The organism is Streptomyces triticagri (assembly GCF_003429565.1).
GTDB lineage: Bacteria > Actinomycetota > Actinomycetes > Streptomycetales > Streptomycetaceae > Streptomyces > Streptomyces triticagri.
This window is the reverse complement of sequence record NZ_QUAK01000237.1, coordinates 1-18,821: the sequence shown is the minus strand read 5'-3', so window position 1 is coordinate 18,821 and position 18,821 is coordinate 1. Positions and strand designations below refer to the sequence as shown.

Below are 18,821 nucleotides of genomic sequence, written 5' to 3'. Positions count from 1 at the left end.
TCCCTGTGCGTCACGGGACGAGTGCACGGCGAGTGTGATGGGCCGGACGGGACGAACACCAGATGTTTCGGCCGGGTCCGAAGTCCCTCGCGCCCTACAGCGCCCGGGCCGCCGGCTTCACCATCCCGCGCACCGTGCGGGACTTCACGAACTCGCCCATCGCGGTCATGTCCCACTCGCCGGAGAACTGCCGGACGAGCTTGGCCATCATCACGCCCGTCTGGGCCTCCGCGTTCGTCAGGTCGAAGCGGACCAGCTCCTCGCCCGTCGAGGCGTCGAGGAGCCGGCAGTACGCCTTGGCCACCTCGGTGAACTTCTGGCCCGAGAACGAGTTGACCGTGAAGACCAGTCCCGTGACCTCCTGCGGGAGCCGGCCCAGGTCGACCGTGATGGTCTCGTCGTCCCCCGCGCCCTCGCCCGTGAGGTTGTCCCCGGAGTGCTGGACCGCGCCGCCCAGGATGGTCAGCTTGCCGAAGTAGCAGCTCTCGATGTGGTTCCGCTGCGGGCCGTAGGCGATGACCGAGGCGTCCAGGTCGATGTCCTTGCCGCGGTACGCGGGCTCCCAGCCGAGGCCCATCCGGACCTGGGCGAGCAGCGGGCGGCCGCCCTTGACCAGGGACACCGTCTGGTTCTTCTGGAGGCTGACCCGCCCCTTGTCCAGGTTGATCTTTCCGGCGCCCGGCGCCGGTGCGGCAGGGGCCGCCTGCGGTGCCGGGGGAGCGGGCGGCGCGGCGATCCGGGGGTCGACCGCGGGAGCGGGCGGCGCGACCGGAGTCTGCACCGTGGGCGTGGGTGCGGCCGGCGCGGGCTCGTCGACGCTGACGCCGAAGTCCGTGGCGATGCCCGCCAGGCCGTTCGCATAGCCCTGGCCGACCGCGCGGGCCTTCCAGGCGCCGCCGCGCCGGTACACCTCGACGACGACCAGTGCCGTCTCCGCGCCGAGCCGCGGCGGGGTGAAGGTGGCGAGCGCGGTGCCGGCGTCCGCGTCCCGTACCGTCGCCGTCGGTTCGATGCCCTGGAAGGACTGGCCCGCCGCGTCCGGGCTCGCGGTCACCACGATCCGCTCGATGCCGGCCGGGACCGCCGCGGTGTCCACGACGATCGCGTCCGGTGCCGAGCCGCCGCCGGAGCGGTAGGTCACACCGGGGCCCGAGGGCTGGTTGTAGAAAATGAAGTCGTCGTCGGAGCGCACCTTGCCGTCGGCGGTGAGCAGCAGGCCCGATACGTCGAGCCGCACCGGGGCGGCGACGTCCACCGCTACACGGGCGGCGGCGAGGGGGATGTTCGAGCCGGGGGTCATAGCTGTCATGACCGAGGTAACGAACGACCCCGCTTTACCGTTCCCTTACCTGCGCGAGCGATTGACATCCACTCGAACGGGGCATTCCGGGACACGGCCCGGCCATGGCCCGGGCTCAGCGCCCGCGGTTGCGCGGATGGTTGCGCGCCATGCGCTCGTTCCCGTGCTTGTAGGCGCCGGTCCAGCGGGCCATCACCAGTTGGGCGTCGCCGGACGCGACCTCCGCGAGGAACTTGTCGGCCCGGGCGCCGCGCAGCGTGCCGGCCGTGCGTCCCTGGTGTGTGATGACCACGCTGCCGTCACCGAACTGCTCGTAGCTGAATCCCCCGGGTCTGCCCATGGCGGGCAGCGTAGACAGCCGCGGCCCCCGGCGAAACGGGTTTTCGCCGAGGGCCGGGACAACGGCATGCGTGCCTACGGCACCACCACGATCTTCCGCCCCACCCCGGACGCGAACCGCGCAAGGGCGTCCGGGTACGAGTCCAGCGGCAGCCGGTCGCTGATGAACACCTCCGGATCGAGCACCCCGCCGGCGAAGAGCTCGGCGGCCCGCTCGTAGCTGTGCAGGACGGCCATCGAGCCGGTGATGGTGATCTCCTGGTTGTAGATCTTGTACGGCTCGATGGTGGCCGTCGTCGCATAGTCGGCGACGCCGAACTGCAGGAAGGTGCCGGCCTTCGCGACCCGCCCGATCCCGTCCTGGATCGCCGCAGCGTTCCCCGTCGCGTCGATGACCACGTCCCAGCCCTGCGGCCGGTCCAGCTCGTCCGCGCCGGCCGCCGCCGCGCTGACGCCCAACTGCTGTGCCGTGGCGAGCCGTTCGGGATTCAGATCCACCACGTCGACGCTCGCGGCGCCGGTCTTCTTGGCCAGCTCCAGCATCATCAGGCCCATCGTGCCGGAGCCGTAGATCAGGACGTGCGAGCCGAGCCGGGAGTTCAGTACGTCATAGCCGCGCACCGCGCAGGACAGCGGCTCGATCAGCGCCGCGTCGGCGGTCCGGATGTGGTCCGGGAGCTTGACGCAGTTCGACTCCGGGGCGACGGCGTACTGGGCGGCGCCGCCCGCGGTGCTCACCCCGATCGCCGCCCACCGCTCGCAGAGGTTGTTGTGCCCCGTACGGCAGTACCGGCAGGCGTAGCAGTACAGCGAGGGGTCGACGGCGACCCGGTCGCCGACCGCGACCGAGGTGACCCCGCTGCCGAGGGCGACCACCTCGCCCGCGAACTCGTGCCCGGGCACGATGGGCAGGGTGGGTGCGAACTCGCCCTGCAGGATGTGCAGATCGGTGCCGCACAGTCCGCACGCCGCGACCTCGACGACGACCTGCCCCGGCTCAGGGGTCGGGTCGGGCACCTCCGAGACGACGGCCTTGCCCACGGACTCGATGACGGCTGCTTTCACTTCACGGCTCCAAGGGACAGGCCCTGGACGAGTTTGTCCTGGGCGGCGAACCCCGCGGCGAGCACCGGCAGGGAGATCACGAGGGACGCGGCGCACACCTTGGCCAGGAACAGGCCCTGGCTGGTGATGAAGCCGGTCAGGAAGACGGGTGCGGTCTGCGCGACGACGCCGGTCAGCACCCGGGCGAACAGCAGCTCGTTCCAGCTGAAGATGAAGCAGATCAGAGCCGTGGCGGCGATCCCGGGAGCGGCGATCGGCGCGACCACCCGGGCGAGCACCGTGGGCAGTTTCGCCCCGTCGATCTGCGCCGCCTCGATGACCGCCACCGGCACCTCGGCGAGGAACGACTGCATCATCCACACCGCGATCGGCAGATTCATCGAGGTGTAGAGCAGGACGAGCAGCCAGATGTTGTCGAGCATCCCGGTGTTCTTGGCGAACAGATACAGCGGAAGCAGTCCGGCGACCACGGGCAGCATCTTCGTGGACAGGAAGAAGAACAGGACGTCCGTCCACTTCTTCACCGGCCGGATCGACAGGGCGTACGCGGCGGGCAGCGCGAGTACGAGGACGAGCAGGGTCGAACCCACCGACGCCACCGTCGAGTTGATCAGCGCGGGCCAGGGGCTCGCGCCGCCCGCGGCCCCGAAGAACTCGCGGTACCCGTCGAGGGTGAGCGAGGCGGCCACCGACGGCGGATTGGTCGCCGCGTCCTCCTCGGAGTGGAACGACGTCAGGGTCATCCACGCCAGCGGCAGTACGAAGAGAATGCCGGCCAGCCAGGCGAGCAGCCCGAGCGCGGCACTGCGCCGCCGTGCCGGTGACGGGCCCGGGGTGTTCCTGGTACCGACGGTCGCCGGCGGCGCGGGCGTGGTGGGTGCGGTGGCGCTCATGCGCGGGACACCTCCTCGCGGAAGAGGGACGACACCACGCGCAGGGCGAAGGTCGCGATGATCAGGGATCCGATGACGACGAGCACGCCGGCCGCGGAGGCCAGACCGTTCTCGTGCGCCTGGTAGAAGCTCTGGTAGACGGTGTACGGCAGGTTGGCGGTGCCGAGGCCGCCGGAGGTGATGGTGAACACGGCGTCGAAGTGCTGAACGATGTAGATCGAGCCGAGCAATGCCCCGAGTTCGAGGTAGCGCCGCAGATGCGGCAGCGTCATGTGCCGGAAGATCTGCACGTTCGACGCCCCGTCGATCCGGGCGGCCTCCAGGAGTTCGGGAGACCGGCTCTGCAGACCGGCGAGCAGGATCAGCATCATGAACGGCGTCCACTGCCAGATCAGCGATGCCTCGATGGCGAGCAGCGGAGTGTTCGACACCCAGTCGGGCTGCGGTCCGCCCACCCAGTTCAACAGGCCGTTGAGCAGCCCGTATTCGGGGTTGTAGAGCACGTGCTTCCACAGCAGCGCGGCGGCCACCGGGACCAGCAGGAACGGCGCGATGAGCAGGGTGCGCACGGCCGCACGGCCGCGGAACTTCCGGTCGAGCAGCAGCGCGAGCGCAAGTCCGAGCACCAGGCTGACCAGGACCACGGTCGCGGTGAGCAGGATGGTGGTGAACACCGACTTGCGCAGGTCCGGGTCGGTGAGGACCTCCTGGTAGTTGCCGAAGCCGGCGAAGCTGCGGGCGTCCGGATAGAGCGCGTTCCAGTCGAAGAACGAGATCACCAGGGTGGCCACGAACGGTAGTTGGGTGACCACGATCATGAAGACCAGGGCGGGGAGCAGCGGCGCCCGGGTGGCCCAGGCGCGCAGCCGGCTCGGCCTGTGCGTCACGGGTGCGGCGGCGTCGGTGCCGGCGGGGGGAGCGGCGGTGGCGGTCATCGGCCCTCGTACTCCTTCGAGATGTCCTCGGCGAGGCGCTGGGACTTCGCCAGAGCGCTGTTCACGGACTGGCGGCCCGCGATGGCCGCGCTGATCTCCTGCGAGACCTTGGTGCCGAGATCGGTGAATTCGGGGATCCCGACGAACTGGATGCCGGGCGCGGGCCGCGGCTGCACCCCGGGGTCACGCGGCCGTGCGTCCGCGATCGCGGCGCGGGTGACCTCCTGGAAGGCCGCGGCCTCCTTGCGGTACTCGGGGTTCTCGTACGTCGAAGCGCGCTTGCCGGCCGGGACGTTGGCCCAGCCGATCTCCTCGCCGACCAGCTCCTCGTACTCCTTGCTGGAGGCCCAGGAGATGAACTTCCAGGCCTTGTCCGGGTTCGGGGACGCCTTCTGCAGGCCCCAGGCCCAGGTGTAGAGCCATCCGGAGGACTCGGTGCGGTTCACCGGCGCCGGTACGTAGCCGATCTTGCCCTTGACCGGGGAGTTGGCCGATTCCAGGGAGCCGGCGGCGGCCGTGGCGTCGTACCACATGGCGGTCTTGCCCTGGGTGAGGTTGTTGAGGCACTCCGCGTATCCGGACTGGGCGGCGCCGGACTGGCCGTGCTCCCGCACCAGATCGACGTAGAACGAGACGGCCTGCTTGAACTCGGGGGAGTCGAGCTTCGCCGTCCAGTCCTTCTCGAACCAGGTGCCGCCGAACGTGTTCACCACGCTGGTCAGCGGTGCGGTCAGCTCGCCCCAACCGGGCAGCCCGCGCAGGCAGATGCCCTTCATGTCCTTCTCGGCAGCGTCCACCTTCGCGGCCAGCTCGCCCACCTGCTGCCAGGTCGGCTTCTTCGGCATCTTCAGACCGGCCTTCTCGAAGACGTCCTTGCGGTACATCAGGAACGACGATTCGCCGTAGAAGGGCTGCCCGTAGAGCTTGCCGTCCTCGCCGGTCAGCGACTGGCGCATCGGCGGCAGGATGTCCTGCTGGTCGAAGGCCTTGTCCTTGGAGACATAGCCGTCGAGGTCGCGGAGCCAGCCGTTCTTGGCGTAGATCGGGATCTCGTAGTTGCTGAGGGTGGCGACGTCGTACTGGCCCGCCTGGTTGGCGAAGTCCTGGCTGATCTTGTCGCGGACGTCGTTCTCCGGCAGCACGGTGAAGTTCACCTTGATCCCGGTCTTTCGGGTGAAGTGCTTGGCGGTGAGCTTCTGCAGCTCCGCCATCTGCGGGTTGTTGACCATCAGTACGTCGATGGAGTCACCGCCCGAGCCGGTGCCGCCGGCGCCGGTCCAGCAGCCGGAGAGCAGCAGCGCGCCGGTGGCTGCAAGGGCGATCGGGGCGCGTGTTCGGAGTCGGCCCTTGATTCGCATGAAGGCTCCTGAACGGGTCGGGGGTTCGGATGAGGGGTGAGGAGTGAGGGATGAGGGATGAGGGCGTGCGCGGGCCGGCCGGCGGCCGGTGCGGCCCGCAGCTGAGGGGAGCGGTATGGGGCTGGTGTGTCGGGTCAGACGCGGATGACCTGGGGGCCCTGCAGGGCGTAGCGGTGTGCCTCGGCGGCGGGCAGCTGGGTGTCCGTGACGATGGCCTCGAAGTCACCGACACGGGCGAACCGGCAGAAGCTCACCGCGCCGAACTTGGTGTGCACCCCGGCGAACACATGACGTCGAGCCGCCCGCATGGCCTGCGACTTGACCTCGCTGACCGCCGGGTCGGGGGTGGTCAGGCCGTGGTCGCGGGAGATGCCGTTGGCGCCGATGAACGCGAGGTCGATGACGAACCCGGCGAGCATCTTCGCCGTCCAGTGGTCGACGGTGGCGAGCGTGCCGGGACGCACCCGGCCGCCGAGCAGCAGCACGGTGAACTCGTTCTCCGCCCGGGAGAGCGCGCCCGCGGTGGCGAGCGAGGCGGTGAGTACGGTCAGCGGGCGGTCCCGGGGCAGCGCCTCGGCGATCAGCTGGGGCGTGAACCCCTCGTCGACGAAGACCGTTTCCGCGTCGCCGGTGAGCTCGGCCGCGGCGGTCGCGATCCGGCGCTTCTCCGGTACGTGCACGGTGGTGCGGTAGGCGAGCGTCGTCTCGAAGCCGGCGCTCTCCACGGGGTGGGCGCCGCCGTGGGTGCGGCGGACCAGGCCGTGGTCCTCCAGGGCGCGCAGATCGCGGCGGACGGTCTCCTTCGCGACGCCGAGTTCGTCCGCGAGGTCGTTCACGTCGACGCTGCCCGTGCGTCGAGCGGCTCGGACGATCTCTCGCTGGCGTTCCTCGGCGTTCACTGCCTGGTCCTTCGCTGCGGTTCCACTGCCCGTTCGGGCCTGTGAGGAGAGTTGTACAGCGCCGTGGGCGGGGGTGACAGAGCCCGCACGGACTCGATTCTGCCCGTGTCTGCCCGTTCCGCGGGGGCGGAGTGGGCTTCGAGCTGGGCTCGAGCGGGGGAAACGGGCAGCGCGGTGCCCGTATGGCCCGTTCCGGGTGCCCGTTTGGTGCCCGGGGCGGGTTTGGATGGCCCCTGGCCCGCCCTTTCACCGGAGACTCCTGCCGGAGTGGCCTCCTCAAACGCCGGAGGGGCTTAGAGGGATAGGGGCTTCGGGGAATCGGAGGGGCTAGAAGGGCCAGATCGGTGGGTTGGTGCAGAAGTGGCCGCCCAGGTGGGCGTGGTCCGGGTTGGTGTCGTCGAGTTCGCCCTCCGCGGCGAGGAGCTTCGGGGCGAAGGACTCCGAGTTGTCCCGCGGGTCGTAGCCGAGTGCGCGGGCCGAGGTGAGGTCCCACCACAGGCGGGTGTTGGCCGAGGAGCCGTACACCACCGAGTGGCCGACGTCCTCGGCGGTGAGCGCCGCGTGGAAGAGCCGTGCACCGTCTTCCGGGCTCATCCAGACCGACAGCATCCGCACCGACGTCGGCTCCGGAAAGCAGGAGCCGATCCGTACGGACACCGTCTCCAGACCGTGCAGGTCCCAGTAGAGCTGGGCCAGGTCCTCGCCGAACGACTTCGACAGTCCGTAGAAGGTGTCGGGGCGGTGCGGGGTGTCGATCGGGATCAGCGCGGAATCGGACAGCGGGGTCGCCCCGCGCGGGCGTGGGGTGAAGCCGACGGCGTGGTTCGAGGATGCGAACACGACGCGTCCGACGCCCTCTTCGCGGGCCGCCTCGTAGAGGTGGTACGTGCCCTCGATGTTCGACCGCAAAATCTTCTCGAACGGGGCTTCCAGGGAGATGCCCGCCAGGTGGACGATCGCGTCCACGCCCCGGACCGCCTCCCTGAGCGCGGCCAGGTCGCCGAGGTCGGCCGTGATCGCCCCGGGTTCGCCCTCGACCGGCCGGGCGTCCAGGAGGCGCAGGTCGTATCCGTACGCCGGCAGCAGGTCGCGCATCAGAGTGCCGAGGCCGCCCGCGGCGCCGGTGAGCAGGACGGTGCGGGGTGCGGGCATCGGTTCTCCTCAGATGTGCATAGTGTGGTACGCCATTCACATGCGTGGACACGCTAAGGATTGCGTCGTGACCAGGTCAAGAGTCGGGCGCCGTGCTCATGAAGTGCGGGAAATCGCTGATGAGTTGCCCGTTCTCCGGGTTGACCGGCGCCTGGACGGCGTCTTAGCGTGAACGAGTTCAGAAATATGGACGCGGATCAGAAACGTGCACGGTGGTCACCCGAGGCGCCCGACTCGTGGCCCGGATCGCGCGCGGGTCCGCCGCTGCCCAGGGAGAGTCCGTGACACCAGCCCCGCTCGCCGCCCGGCTCAGCATCCCCAGCGGGCCGTTGTTCTTCCCGGTCACCGCCTTCGGGCCCGACGGCTCCGTGGACCTGGACGTCTACCGCAGGCATGTGCGCCAGGGTGTCGACGCGGGTGCGGCGGCGGTGTTCGCCTGCTGCGGGACCGGCGAGTTCCACGCGCTCACCCCCGAGGAGTTCCGGGACTGTGTGGCGGCCGCGGTCGAAGCCATCGAGGGGCGGGTCCCGGTCGTCGCGGGCGCCGGCTACGGCACCGCGCTCGCCGCGCACTTCGCGCACCTCGCCCAGGCCGCCGGCGCCGACGGACTGCTCGCCATGCCGCCGTACCTGGTGGTCGCCGCGCAGGAGGGCCTGATCCGGCACTTCACCGCGCTCGCCGACGCCACACCCCTGGACGTCGTCGTCTACCAGCGGGACAACGCCGTCCTCACCCCCGACACCGTCGTGGAACTCGCCCGCCATCCGCGCATCATCGGCTTCAAGGACGGCCTCGGCGACCTCGACCTGATGCAGCGCACGGTAAGTGCCGTACGAGCGGCGGGACTCGAGGACGTCCTGTACTTCAACGGCCTGCCCACCGCCGAGCTCACCAGCCTCGCGTACCGCGGCATCGGCGTACTCCTGTACTCCTCGGCCGTCTTTGCCTTCGCCCCGGAGATCGCCCTCGCCTTCCACCGGGCCCTCAACACGGGCGACGACGCCACCGCGAACCGGCTCCTGGACGGCTTCTACCGCCCGCTCGTCGAACTGCGGGCCCGCGGCAAGGGGTACGCCGTCTCCCTGGTCAAGGCCGGCGTACGGCTGCGCGGCCTGGACGTCGGGGAGGTGCGGCCGCCGCTGCACGAACCCCCGGCCGACCACGTCGAACAGCTCGCCCGGCTCGTCGAGCACGGCCGGGGCCTGATCGCCGGAGCGGATGCGACGGCCGCGGCGGGGGCCGCCCGGTGAGAGCCGGCGCCTTCCTGTACCCCTGGGACGTCAACGGCGACCCGGCCGCCGCGGAGCGGATCGCCGGGCTCGGCGTACAGCAGGTCACCCTCGCCGCCGCGTACCACTCCACCCGGGCCCTCACCCCGCGCCATCCGCGCCACCGCATCGTCACCGCCGAGCACTCCGCCGTCCTCTACCCGCCGGGCCCGCGCTGGTCCGGACGTACGCTCCGGCCGTACCCCGCGGGCGACTGGGCGCCCGGTGATGCGTACGGGACTGCGGCCGCCGCGCTGGAGGCCGCCGGACTCGAGGTGCACAGCTGGGTGGTGCTCGCCCACAACTCACGGCTCGGCGCCGAGCACCCCGGCACCTCGGTGACCAACGCCTACGGCGACCGCTACCCGTGGGCGCCCTGCATCGCCCAGCCCGCCACGCGCGCATACCTGACGGAGCTCGCCGCGGAGGCCGCGGTGCGGCCGGGGGCGCGAGGCACGGAGCTGGAGTCCTGCGGCTGGTACGGGCTCGCGCATCTGCACGCGCACGACAAGATCGCGGGGGTCGAACTCGGGGATGCCGGGCGGTATCTGATGTCGCTGTGTTTCTGCGCGCACTGCCGCGCGGGGTACGCGGAGGCGGGCGTCGACGCGGAGCGGCTCGCCGAGGCGGTGCGGCGGGGGCTCGAACCGCTGTGGCGGGGGACCGGGGCCGTCGACGCGACGGATGCGGGGCTGCTCGGGGATGCGCAGCTCGCGGATGCGGTGCTGGGCTTCCGGGTCGGGGTGGCCCGGTCCCTCCAGGAGGAGGTCGTCGGGGCGGTGCGGGCGGCTGCGCCGGGCGGGTTTCGGGTGTTGCTGCATGCGGATTCCGCGGTGCGGGCGTGCGGGGCGAATGTCGGGGTTTCGCCGGATCATGTGCTGGCCCTGGCCGATGGGGTGGTGGTGCCCTGTGCGGGTGGGGTGGGGTTGCTTTCGTCCTTCGCTTCGCGGGGGGTGCCGGGTGCGGTGCTGGCGGCGAATCTGACGGTGGTCAGTGGGATGGGGGGTAGTCCTGGCACGCTCCGTGCGGATGCCGCGCGGGCGGCTGTGGAGGGGGCGACTGAGCTGCGGCTCTATCACGCGGGGCTCGCGTCCGATGCGGATCTTGCTCTCGTGCGGCAGCAGCTCGCCGGGTAGAAGATCCCCAGCCCCGCCCCTTCCCGAGAGCCCTGCCGGGCGGGCCTCCTCAAACGCCGGAGGGGCTTCTACAAAGCCCGTCCGGCGATTGAGGACTTTCGGGAAGGGGCGGGGCTGGGGACATCGACCGATGAGTCCGGCACCCGGAACCGGTCACCACTCGTATGGACGAGACCGTGGACTTCCACCCCCAGACCCGCGCCGTCGCGCACCTCGCCGCGGCGGTCAGGGACGAGCAGCTCACCGACCCCACGCCCTGCGAGGACTTCGCCGTACGCAATCTCCTCGGCCACCTCACAGGACTCGCCGCGGCCTTCCGCGACGCCGGCCGCAAGGACCTCGGGCCGACGACGGACACCAGTCCCGACACCGCAAAGCCGGACATCGGGCCCGACTGGCGGGCCGAACTCGCCGAGAACCTGCAGGAGTTGGCCGAGGCCTGGCGCGCCCCGGAGGCCTGGACCGGCGACACCAGAGCGGGCGGCCTCGATCTGCCCGGCGCGGTCGCGGGACAGATCGCGATGGACGAGCTGATCCTGCACGGCTGGGACCTGGCCCGCGCCACCGGACAGCCGTACGCACCGGACCCGGCGGGACTCGAGGTCGCCCATGCGCTCCTCGCCGCCTCGCCGGACGGACCGGAACGGGAGGGCATGTTCGGCCCGATCGTGCCGGTCCCCGCGGACGCACCGCTGCTCGACCGCGTCGTGGGCCTCAGCGGCCGCCGCCCCGACTGGACGGCCGGCTGACCGGCCCGGACCGGCTCAGTCGAGAGCCGCCCGCATCATCGCCCGCGCGACCGGCGCCGCGAGACCGTTGCCGCTGACCTCCGAGCGCGCGGCGCCCGAGTCCTCGATGATCACCGCGACCGCGACCTGGTCGCCGTCCGAGTTCTGCGCATAGGACGTGAACCAGGCGTACGGAGTGTTCTCGTTGCGCTCGCCGTGCTGCGCGGTGCCCGTCTTGCCGCCCACGGTCATGCCGGGGATCCGGGCATTGGTGCCGGTGCCCTTGTCCACTACGGTCTCCATGGCGGACCGCAGCTGCTCGGCGTTGCGCTCGCTCACCACACGCTCGGTGTCCGGGTCGTCGTGGTTCTCCAGGACGTCACCGCCGGAGTCCGTGACCCGGTCCACCATGTCCGGGGAGACCAGCTCCCCGCCGTTCGCCAGCGTCGCGCTCACCATGGCGATCTGCAGCGGCGTCGCCGTCACCTCGAACTGGCCGATGCCGCTCAGGGCCGTCTGCGGCTTGTCCATGCCCGAGGGATAGCCGCTCACCGAGGCCCGTACGGGGACGTCCTGCTCCTTGTCGTTGAAGCCGAACTTCTCGGCCATCGCGGCGACCTTGTCCTGGCCGAGGTCCACCGCGAGCTTGCCGAAGACGTTGTTGCAGGAGTACTGCAGGGCCGTCCGCAGGGTCGCGTCCTCGCAGGGTGCCGACGGGTTCTCGTTGGTGACCGGAGTGCTGGTGCCGGGCGCGGTGTACGGGTCGGGGCTGTCCGTGCGCTCGTCCACCGAGTCGTACAGGCCGTCCTCGAGGGCCGCCGCGGCCACCACCAGCTTGAAGGTCGAGCCGGGCGGCAGCGGCTGGCGCAGCGCTCGGTTCACCATCGGCTTGTCCTCGTCGCCCGTCAGCTCCTTCCAGGCGTCGCCGTCCGTGCTCCCGCTGATCCGCGACGGGTCGTACGAGGGGGAGGAGACCATGCCGAGGATCCGGCCGGACTTCGGGTCGATGGCCACCGCGGCGCCCTTGTTGTCTCCGAGCGCCTTCGTCGCGGCCTTCTGCACCGCGGGGTCGATGGTGGTCACCACGTCGCCCGGGCCGGCCCGCTCGCCGGTGACCGCCTCGCGGGGGTTCTTCAGCCGGGTGTCGGAGCCGTCGAGGACGTCCTGGTAGATGCCCTCGAGCTGGGTGGCGCCGTACACCTGCGAGGTGTAGCCCGTGACGGCCGAGTAGAGGGAGCCGTCCCGATAGGTGCGCTTGTACGCGAGGTCGCTGCCGGTGGTCCGCTCCGATCCGGTGACCGCCTCTCCGGCGACCACGATGTTGCCCAGCGGGTTCGCGTACGTCTCCATCACGTTCCGCCGGTTGTGCTTGCTGTCCGCGAGGGCCTCGCCTTCGTAGAACTGCACCCAGGTCGCCCTGACAAGCAGGGATAGCACCAGGAGCAGCGAGAAGACCGAGGCGCGCCTGATCATCTTGTTCATCCCACTGGAGGGACGATCCGGGCGTGCCGCCGCGTTCCCGGCGGGGCGTTTTCTCAGAAAGCTCTCATCCCGGGTGCCGGGGGGGGGCGGTGCGGCGTCAGGTGCCGACGAAGCCCGCCTCGTAGGCGGCGATCACCGCCTGCGTACGGTCCCGGGTGCCGGTCTTCGCGAGGACCGACGCCACATGGGTCTTCACGGTCGCCGGGCCGACTCCGATGCGGCTCGCGATCTCCGCATTGGTGAGCCCGGTCGCCATCAGCCGCAGGACGTCCGCCTCCCGCCCGGAGAGCCGCGCCACCCACGGCGGCGCCGCCCGCCGGGCCGCGGCGTGCTCGGCGGCGAGCGAGCGCACCGCCGCCGGGAAGAGCAGCGAGTCGCTGCGCGCCACCAGGCGCACCGCCTGCACCAGTTCGTCCGCGTCGGCCCGCTTCAGGAGGAAGCCCGAGGCGCCGGCGCGCAGTGCCTCGTACACGTACGCGTCGTTCTCGAAGGTCGTGACGACCACGATCCGGGGCGGCTCGGCGACCGTCCTGAGGATCTGCTCGGTCGCCCGGATCCCGTCCACCTCGGGCATCCGTACGTCCATCAGGACCACATCGGGAAGCAGCTCGCGGACCACGGCCACCGCCTCCGCACCGGTCGCCGCCTCGCCCGCCACCTCGAACTCGTTCTCCGACTCGAGGATGGCCCGCAGGGCGGTGCGCACCATCCGCTCGTCGTCGGCGAGCACCACCCGGATCGGCGCACCGTCGCTGGTCTTCATCGGGGTCCTCCCAGGGGCAGTCGTACGCAGAGTCTCCAGCGGCCGTCGGCGGCGCCCGCCGTGGCCGTACCGCCGAGAAGGCGGGCGCGCTCGGCGATGCCGCGCAGACCGCGGCCACCGCCGTCCCGGGGCGGGGAGGCGGTGGGCAGCGGGTTCTCCGTGACGATCTCGAGCGCCGAGTCCGTACGGGCGATGTGCACGGTCACCGGCACAGAGCCCGCGTGCTTGAGCGCATTGCTCAGGCCCTCCTGCACGATCCGGTACGCCTCGCGGGAGACCAGGGCGGGCAGCGTCGCCGGGTCCACACCGGGGCCGATCGACGCCTCGACGGGCAGTCCGGCGGCCCGGGTGCGGGTGAGCAGTCCGTCCAGATCGGCCTCCAGGGTCGGTGCGGACGTCGGCCGCCCGCCCTCGCCCGCCTCGTCGCCCTCGCGCAACAGGCCCAGCACCGCGTCGAGTTCACCCACCGTGCGCCGGGTGGTGTCCTCGATGGCGGACAGGGCCTCGCGTACGAAATCGGGGTCGGAGTCCAGGACCCGGCGCGCGGCGCTCGCCTGCAGGGTGACCGCGCTGAGTGCGTGCCCCACCGAGTCGTGCAGCTCGCGCGCGAGCCGGTTGCGCACCGCGAGCTCCGCCGCGCGCTCCTCCGCGGCGGCGAGCCGGTCGGCCGGAGCGGGCGCGAGCAGCTGCGGAGCCCAGCGGGCGAGCAGCGTCCCGGCGGCGGCCGCGCACGCGGCGAGCAGCACCAGGCAGACCGCCCCCGCCACCGGGGCGAGCACCACCGCCCAGGTGTGCTCGAAGAGCGCGGGATCCCCGAACCGGGACTCCCGCAGCACACGGAACACCGGCACCGCGAGCAGGAACACCGAGAACGGCGGCACCGCGAGCGTCATCCCGCTGATCAGCGCGCCGACCCCGAGGTGCAGTGTGAACCAGGCCGAGGTCCGCACCCGGGCCGCCCGGGACCGCGCGGGCCCCTCGGCGAGCTCCTCGTGGACCCCGCACAGCGCCCGCACGGCGCCCACCGAGAGCGGCCGGGCCAGCGGAAAGATCAGCGCACTGAGCGCCACCAGGGGCAGCGCCGCCGCGTAGGAGATGAACTGCGCCCGCAGCGAACCGAACAGCGGCTGCCCCTCACCGAGCAGCGGCCCCACGAAGATCGAGCCGAGCAGGAAGTACGGCATCAGCAGGGCCCCGCCGAGCACCAGGTGCACCCAGCGCAGGCGGGCCTGCCGGCCGAAGAGCCACCGGCCGCACTGCCGCAGCGGGACCGTCATCCGCGGGGGCGGGCCGGGGCGGTGGCGTCGTGGTCCGCGGCGGCGACGGCGGGGCGTGCGGCCGCGGCCCGTTCGGCGAAGAAGTAGGCGCCGAAGGTGGCCACGAGGATCCCGACGATCATCTGGACAGCGTAGGTCAGCTGCAGTGCCGGAGTCGGTTGTTTCGTCAGGTCGTCGACGGTGGTGAGGGAGGTCATGAGCATCCAGCCGCCCCAGCAGGCGAGGGCGCCCGAGCCCACCCAGGCCAGGGCGAGCGGCAGCTTCACCGGCAGGGCGCGGCCGCGCGGGAAGGCCAGCAGCAGCACGCCCGCCACGGCCGTCACGGTGAAGCCCACATAGACCAGGTCGAGAACGGCCGAGTCGCGGGTGTAGTCCTCCGCGCGGGACGCGTTCAGGCCTGCCCTCGAGCCCGCCGCCCAGGACAGGTGCACTGCGGCCGGCAGGAGGGCCAGTACGGCGACGACGCAGGCGGTGATCCGCTGTGCCGGGGCGGTCGCGGTACGGGGCAGGCCGTGCAGCCGGCCCTGCCACAGATGGCCCCAGCGGTCCCGCGCGTACAGCACGAACAGGCCCCCGAGCGCGAGCGCCTGGACGATGAAGCCCGGATAGACGACCGCGAACACCCAGTCGTCCAGGAACGGTTCGGAGGCCCCGGTGGTGCCGCTCTCCGGCGCCCCGGGGAACAGCCGGACCGCCATCTGCAGCGGATAGCCCGCCACGATCGGGGCCAGCAGCCCGCTCGCGATCCACAGCGGCACCGCGAGCAGCCAGGCGGGCATCCGAAGGCCCCAGGGCCGGGTCAGCAGCAGTACGAGTACGATCACGGCGCCGTCCATCAGGACGGTGCCCGCATTGGCCAGGGCCATCGTCGTGCGGTGCTCGAGGAGCGAGCTGTCCGGCGGGATGCCGATCTCGCCGCCGGCGATCCAGATCGTCTTCAGCGTGAGGTACGGCAGGCAGCCGAGGATCGCGACGGCGCGCAGGATGCGGCGGGCCCGGGAGAGGGGCGGCGGGTTGTCGGGAGCCGCGGCGGGAACAGCGCCGGACGCGGACTCGGTGAGCGGCTTCGGAGCGGTGGAAGTCATGTCTCCACGCTGGCGCGGTACGGGTCCCGGCACCTCCTGCCGGAGGCCGAACCGCCTCCGCCGGGCGGGGGAGGCGGCGAGGCCCTGCTGCACCCGCGCCCGCCGCCGCACGGGCGACCGCGACCCGCTGGTCGAGGCGCAGGAGGCCCGAGACCGCTAGGTCCTGTCCGGCGGATCGCCGCGAGCCCGCGAAGATCCGCCGGACAGGACCTAGTCGAGCCGCAGCACGACCTCGTCGATCTCCTTGCCGCGCGCATACGCGAAGCCGCGGTCGTCGCCGGTCACCCGGAATCCGCATTTGGCCAGGACCCGCAGCGAGGCCGCGTTGTCCGCCGCCGCGCGCGCGTGCAGCGGGCGCTCCGGGACAAGCCCGAGCAGCGCGGTGAGCGCCGCCGACGCCACTCCGCGACCCCAGTAGTAGCGGTCGATCCAGTACGTCACCTCGCGCTCGTCCGGCTCCCCGTACACCGAGGCGCTGCCGACCACGTCACCGTCGAGCAGCACCGTACGCACCACGATCGAGTCCGAGTCGCGCAGCCGCCGCCAGTGCGCGTCGAACAGGTCCCGGTCCGCGGTCCGCTCGGAGACGAAGGCGGCCACCTGCTGTGACTCCGGATCGTTCATCTGCCGGAAGAACACCGGCAGATCGCTGTCGTGCACCGGTCTGAGCGTGACGTCCAATTCAGAGCCTCCGGGTGGCGAGAGTGAGCCGGTCGCGTGCGTCGAACAGGGCGTCCTTGATCATCTGCTCGTGCCCGGGTGTAAGGCGGGCGACCGGCACCGAGCAGCTGATGGCATCCCTGGCCGGCGTCCGGTACGGGATGGCGACACCGAAGCAGCGCAGGCCCAGGGTGTTCTCCTCCCGGTCCACCGCGAAGCCCTGCTCGCGCACCGCGTGCAGCTCCTCGATCAGCTGCTCGCGATCGGTCAGGGTGTGCTCGGTGAGCGGACCGAGCGTCTCCGGAAGCATCTTGCGCACCTGCTCGTCGCTGTACGTCGCGAGCAGGGCCTTGCCCAGCGACGTCGAGTGCGCGGGCAGCCGGCGGCCGACCCGGGTGAACGGGCGCAGATAGTGCTGGGACTGACGGGTCGCCAGATAGACCACATTGACCCCGTCGAGGCGGGCCAGGTGGATGGTCTCGGTGGTGTCGTCGGAGAGCCGGTCCAGGGTCGGACGGGCCGCGGCCACCACCTCGTCCCCGTCGATGTAGGAGGTGCCGACGAGCAGCGCGCGCACCCCGATGCCGTACCGGGTGCCCGTCGCGTCCGTCTCCACCCAGCCGAGCTCCACCAGGGTGCGCAGCAACATGTACAGACTGGACTTCGGATAGCCGACCGCTTCCTGCACCGCCGCGAGGGTGTGCATCCCGGGCCGTCCCGCGAAATACTCCAGCAACTCCACGGTCCGTACGGCCGACTTGACCTGCGCTCCGCCGCCCGTGTCGGCACCCGACATCGCCCTTGACCCCTTCGTTCGCCTGCGCATAGCCTCCGAGGCAGTTCAGCATCAGAGACGCTGTTCAGTATATCGAACAGCCTAGTGGGTGGCATCACATCTGGAGGAACGGCCGTGGCAGCAGCACCAGTCTGGAGCGTCGACCCCCGAACCGGGAAGCAGCGGGAGCAGGTTGCGGTCGAGGCCACACGCCAGGAGGTCGACCAGGCCGTACGGTCCGCGCACGCGGCGCGCCACTCCCTCGCCGACCGGGCCGCCCGCGCCGCCTTCCTGCGCACGGCCGCCGACCGGCTCGACGAGGCCGCCGCGCACGTCATCGAGGCCGCCGACGCCGAGACCGCGCTCGGACCCGGCCGGCTCACCGGTGAACTCGCCCGCACCACCTACCAGTTGAGGTCCTTCGCGGACATCGTCGACGAGGGTGCCTTCCTCGACGTCATCATCAGCCACGCCGACGACACCCAGACCCCGCCCTGGCCGGACCTGCGCCGCTACAAGGTGCCGCTCGGCGTCGTCGCCGTCTATGCCGCCTCCAACTTCCCGCTCGCCTTCTCGGTGCCCGGCGGCGACACCGCAAGCGCCCTCGCGGCCGGCTGCCCCGTCGTGGTCAAGGTGCACCCGGACCACCCCGCGACCTCCGAACTCTGCGCGGCCGCCCTGCACCGCGCCGCCGAGGAGACCGGCATCGCACCGGATGTGGTCACCCTGGTGCACGGTTTCGACGCCGGAGTGGAGCTGGTCGGCCACCCGCTCGTCGCCGCCGCCGGATTCACCGGCTCGGTACGCGGCGGGCGCGCCCTCTTCGACGCGGCCGCCGCCCGCCCGCGGCCGATCCCCTTCCACGGCGAACTCGGCTCGCTCAATCCCGTGGTGATCACCGAGGCGGCCGCCGCGGAGCGCGCCGAGCAGATCGCCACCGGCCTGGCCGGCTCGATGACGCTCGGCGTCGGCCAGTTCTGCACCAAGCCCGGCTTCGTGCTCGCGCCCGCCTCCGCCGCCGGCGACCGGCTGGTCAAGACGCTCACCCACGAGGTCAGCGAGGTCGAGGCCGGGATACTGCTCGACCACCGGATGCGCGAGGCCTTCGTCACCGGGGTCACCGAGCGGGCCGCGCTGCCGGGCGTCGAGGCCCCGGTCACCCCGGGCTCCGGCGGCGAGCACACGGTCGGCGCGGGATTCCTCACCGTCGACGCCGAGCGGCTCACCGGCGAAGGCGCCCACGACATCCTCCTCGAGGAGTGCTTCGGCCCGGTCACCGTCGTCGCCCGCTACCGCTCCGACGACGAGATCGAGGCCGTACTGGCACGGCTGCCCGGCAACCTCACCGCCACCGTGCACCTCGCCACCGCCGAGGAGACCGACCCGGCGGGCCGCGGCGCCGCGCTGCTCACCGCCCTGACCCCGCTCGCCGGACGCGTCCTGGTCAACGCCTGGCCGACCGGCGTCGCCGTCGCCCCCGCCCAGCAGCACGGCGGCCCCTACCCGGCGACCACGTCCACCTCCACCTCGGTCGGCGCCACCGCGATCGAGCGCTGGCTGCGGCCCGTCTCGTACCAGGGCACCCCGGCAGCGCTGCTCCCGCCCGAGCTGCGCGACGACAACCCGCTCGGACTGCCCCGCCGGATCGGCCCGCAGCGCGGCTGACCGGATCCCGGCTCCCGGCCGGGCCCCGCCCGCCGTACGGG

General features: G+C 71.8%; 18 protein-coding genes. 4 read left to right on the top strand and 14 right to left on the bottom strand.

The genetic code is table 11. The annotated features are described in order from the left end of the window. Window positions 1-94: 94 nt before the first annotated feature. From DY218_RS32740 to DY218_RS32705, 8 genes are all read right to left on the bottom strand, one after another. Complete coding sequence (locus DY218_RS32740; protein ID WP_128559865.1) at window positions 95-1,300, bottom strand: TerD family protein; 1,206 nt, start codon at window positions 1,298-1,300, stop codon at window positions 95-97. 115 nt (window positions 1,301-1,415) lie between these two features. Beyond that, complete coding sequence (locus DY218_RS32735; RefSeq protein ID WP_128559822.1) at window positions 1,416-1,640, bottom strand: hypothetical protein; 225 nt, start codon at window positions 1,638-1,640, stop codon at window positions 1,416-1,418. Window positions 1,641-1,714: 74 nt separating this feature from the next. Further along, on the bottom strand, window positions 1,715-2,704 hold the full coding sequence (locus DY218_RS32730) for a zinc-dependent alcohol dehydrogenase family protein (protein ID WP_128559821.1): 990 nt from the start codon (window positions 2,702-2,704) through the stop codon (window positions 1,715-1,717). Further along, window positions 2,701-3,597 (bottom strand): carbohydrate ABC transporter permease, encoded by an 897-nt coding sequence (locus DY218_RS32725; protein ID WP_233522022.1) that lies wholly within the window; start codon window positions 3,595-3,597, stop codon window positions 2,701-2,703. The genes DY218_RS32730 and DY218_RS32725 overlap by 4 nt, the downstream gene beginning before the upstream one ends. Continuing rightward, window positions 3,594-4,532 (bottom strand): carbohydrate ABC transporter permease, encoded by a 939-nt coding sequence (locus tag DY218_RS32720; RefSeq protein ID WP_128559820.1) that lies wholly within the window; start codon window positions 4,530-4,532, stop codon window positions 3,594-3,596. The genes DY218_RS32725 and DY218_RS32720 overlap by 4 nt, the downstream gene beginning before the upstream one ends. Further along, entirely contained in the window at window positions 4,529-5,890 is a 1,362-nt protein-coding gene (locus tag DY218_RS32715; protein ID WP_128559819.1) for an ABC transporter substrate-binding protein, read from the bottom strand. The genes DY218_RS32720 and DY218_RS32715 overlap by 4 nt, the downstream gene beginning before the upstream one ends. 134 nt (window positions 5,891-6,024) lie before the next feature. Continuing rightward, the gene (locus DY218_RS32710) at window positions 6,025-6,789 is read right to left on the bottom strand and encodes a DeoR/GlpR family DNA-binding transcription regulator (protein ID WP_128559818.1); all 765 of its coding nucleotides are present in this window, start codon (window positions 6,787-6,789) and stop codon (window positions 6,025-6,027) included. Window positions 6,790-7,116: 327 nt separating this feature from the next. Further along, window positions 7,117-7,941: an NAD-dependent epimerase/dehydratase family protein gene (locus DY218_RS32705; protein WP_128559817.1), complete on the bottom strand. Its 825-nt coding sequence runs from the start codon at window positions 7,939-7,941 to the stop codon at window positions 7,117-7,119. Between the two features lie 281 nt (window positions 7,942-8,222). On the opposite strand from DY218_RS32705, the gene DY218_RS32700 reads away from it, so the two are divergent. From DY218_RS32700 to DY218_RS32690, 3 genes are all read left to right on the top strand, one after another. Next, on the top strand, window positions 8,223-9,191 hold the full coding sequence (locus DY218_RS32700; RefSeq protein WP_128559816.1) for a 5-dehydro-4-deoxyglucarate dehydratase: 969 nt from the start codon (window positions 8,223-8,225) through the stop codon (window positions 9,189-9,191). Then, complete coding sequence (locus DY218_RS32695) at window positions 9,188-10,345, top strand: hypothetical protein (protein WP_128559815.1); 1,158 nt, start codon at window positions 9,188-9,190, stop codon at window positions 10,343-10,345. Before DY218_RS32700 ends, DY218_RS32695 begins: the two co-directional genes overlap by 4 nt. A gap of 164 nt (window positions 10,346-10,509) precedes the next feature. Next, on the top strand, window positions 10,510-11,094 hold the full coding sequence (locus DY218_RS32690) for a TIGR03086 family metal-binding protein (protein WP_128559814.1): 585 nt from the start codon (window positions 10,510-10,512) through the stop codon (window positions 11,092-11,094). Between the two features lie 15 nt (window positions 11,095-11,109). Here DY218_RS32690 and DY218_RS32685 read toward each other — a convergent pair whose 3' ends face one another. The 6 genes from DY218_RS32685 to DY218_RS32660 form a co-directional block, all read right to left on the bottom strand. Beyond that, complete coding sequence (locus DY218_RS32685; RefSeq protein ID WP_128559813.1) at window positions 11,110-12,555, bottom strand: peptidoglycan D,D-transpeptidase FtsI family protein; 1,446 nt, start codon at window positions 12,553-12,555, stop codon at window positions 11,110-11,112. A 97-nt stretch (window positions 12,556-12,652) separates the two neighbouring features. Further along, a complete protein-coding gene (locus DY218_RS32680) occupies window positions 12,653-13,318 on the bottom strand; it encodes a response regulator transcription factor (protein WP_128559812.1) in 666 nt (221 codons plus the stop codon). Next, a complete protein-coding gene (locus tag DY218_RS32675; protein WP_199566931.1) occupies window positions 13,315-14,595 on the bottom strand; it encodes a sensor histidine kinase in 1,281 nt (426 codons plus the stop codon). Before DY218_RS32675 ends, DY218_RS32680 begins: the two co-directional genes overlap by 4 nt. Further along, a complete protein-coding gene (locus DY218_RS32670) occupies window positions 14,592-15,680 on the bottom strand; it encodes a hypothetical protein (protein WP_233522021.1) in 1,089 nt (362 codons plus the stop codon). The genes DY218_RS32675 and DY218_RS32670 overlap by 4 nt, the downstream gene beginning before the upstream one ends. A 210-nt stretch (window positions 15,681-15,890) precedes the next feature. Further along, window positions 15,891-16,361: a GNAT family N-acetyltransferase gene (locus DY218_RS32665; protein WP_128559811.1), complete on the bottom strand. Its 471-nt coding sequence runs from the start codon at window positions 16,359-16,361 to the stop codon at window positions 15,891-15,893. Window position 16,362: 1 nt separating this feature from the next. Then, window positions 16,363-17,136 (bottom strand): IclR family transcriptional regulator, encoded by a 774-nt coding sequence (locus tag DY218_RS32660; protein WP_128559810.1) that lies wholly within the window; start codon window positions 17,134-17,136, stop codon window positions 16,363-16,365. 114 nt (window positions 17,137-17,250) lie between these two features. Here DY218_RS32660 and DY218_RS32655 point away from each other — a divergent pair, with 114 nt between their 5' ends. Beyond that, window positions 17,251-18,780, top strand: coding sequence for an aldehyde dehydrogenase (NADP(+)) (locus tag DY218_RS32655; RefSeq protein WP_128559809.1), 1,530 nt, complete (start codon window positions 17,251-17,253; stop codon window positions 18,778-18,780). The last annotated feature ends 41 nt before the right edge of the window (window positions 18,781-18,821 follow it).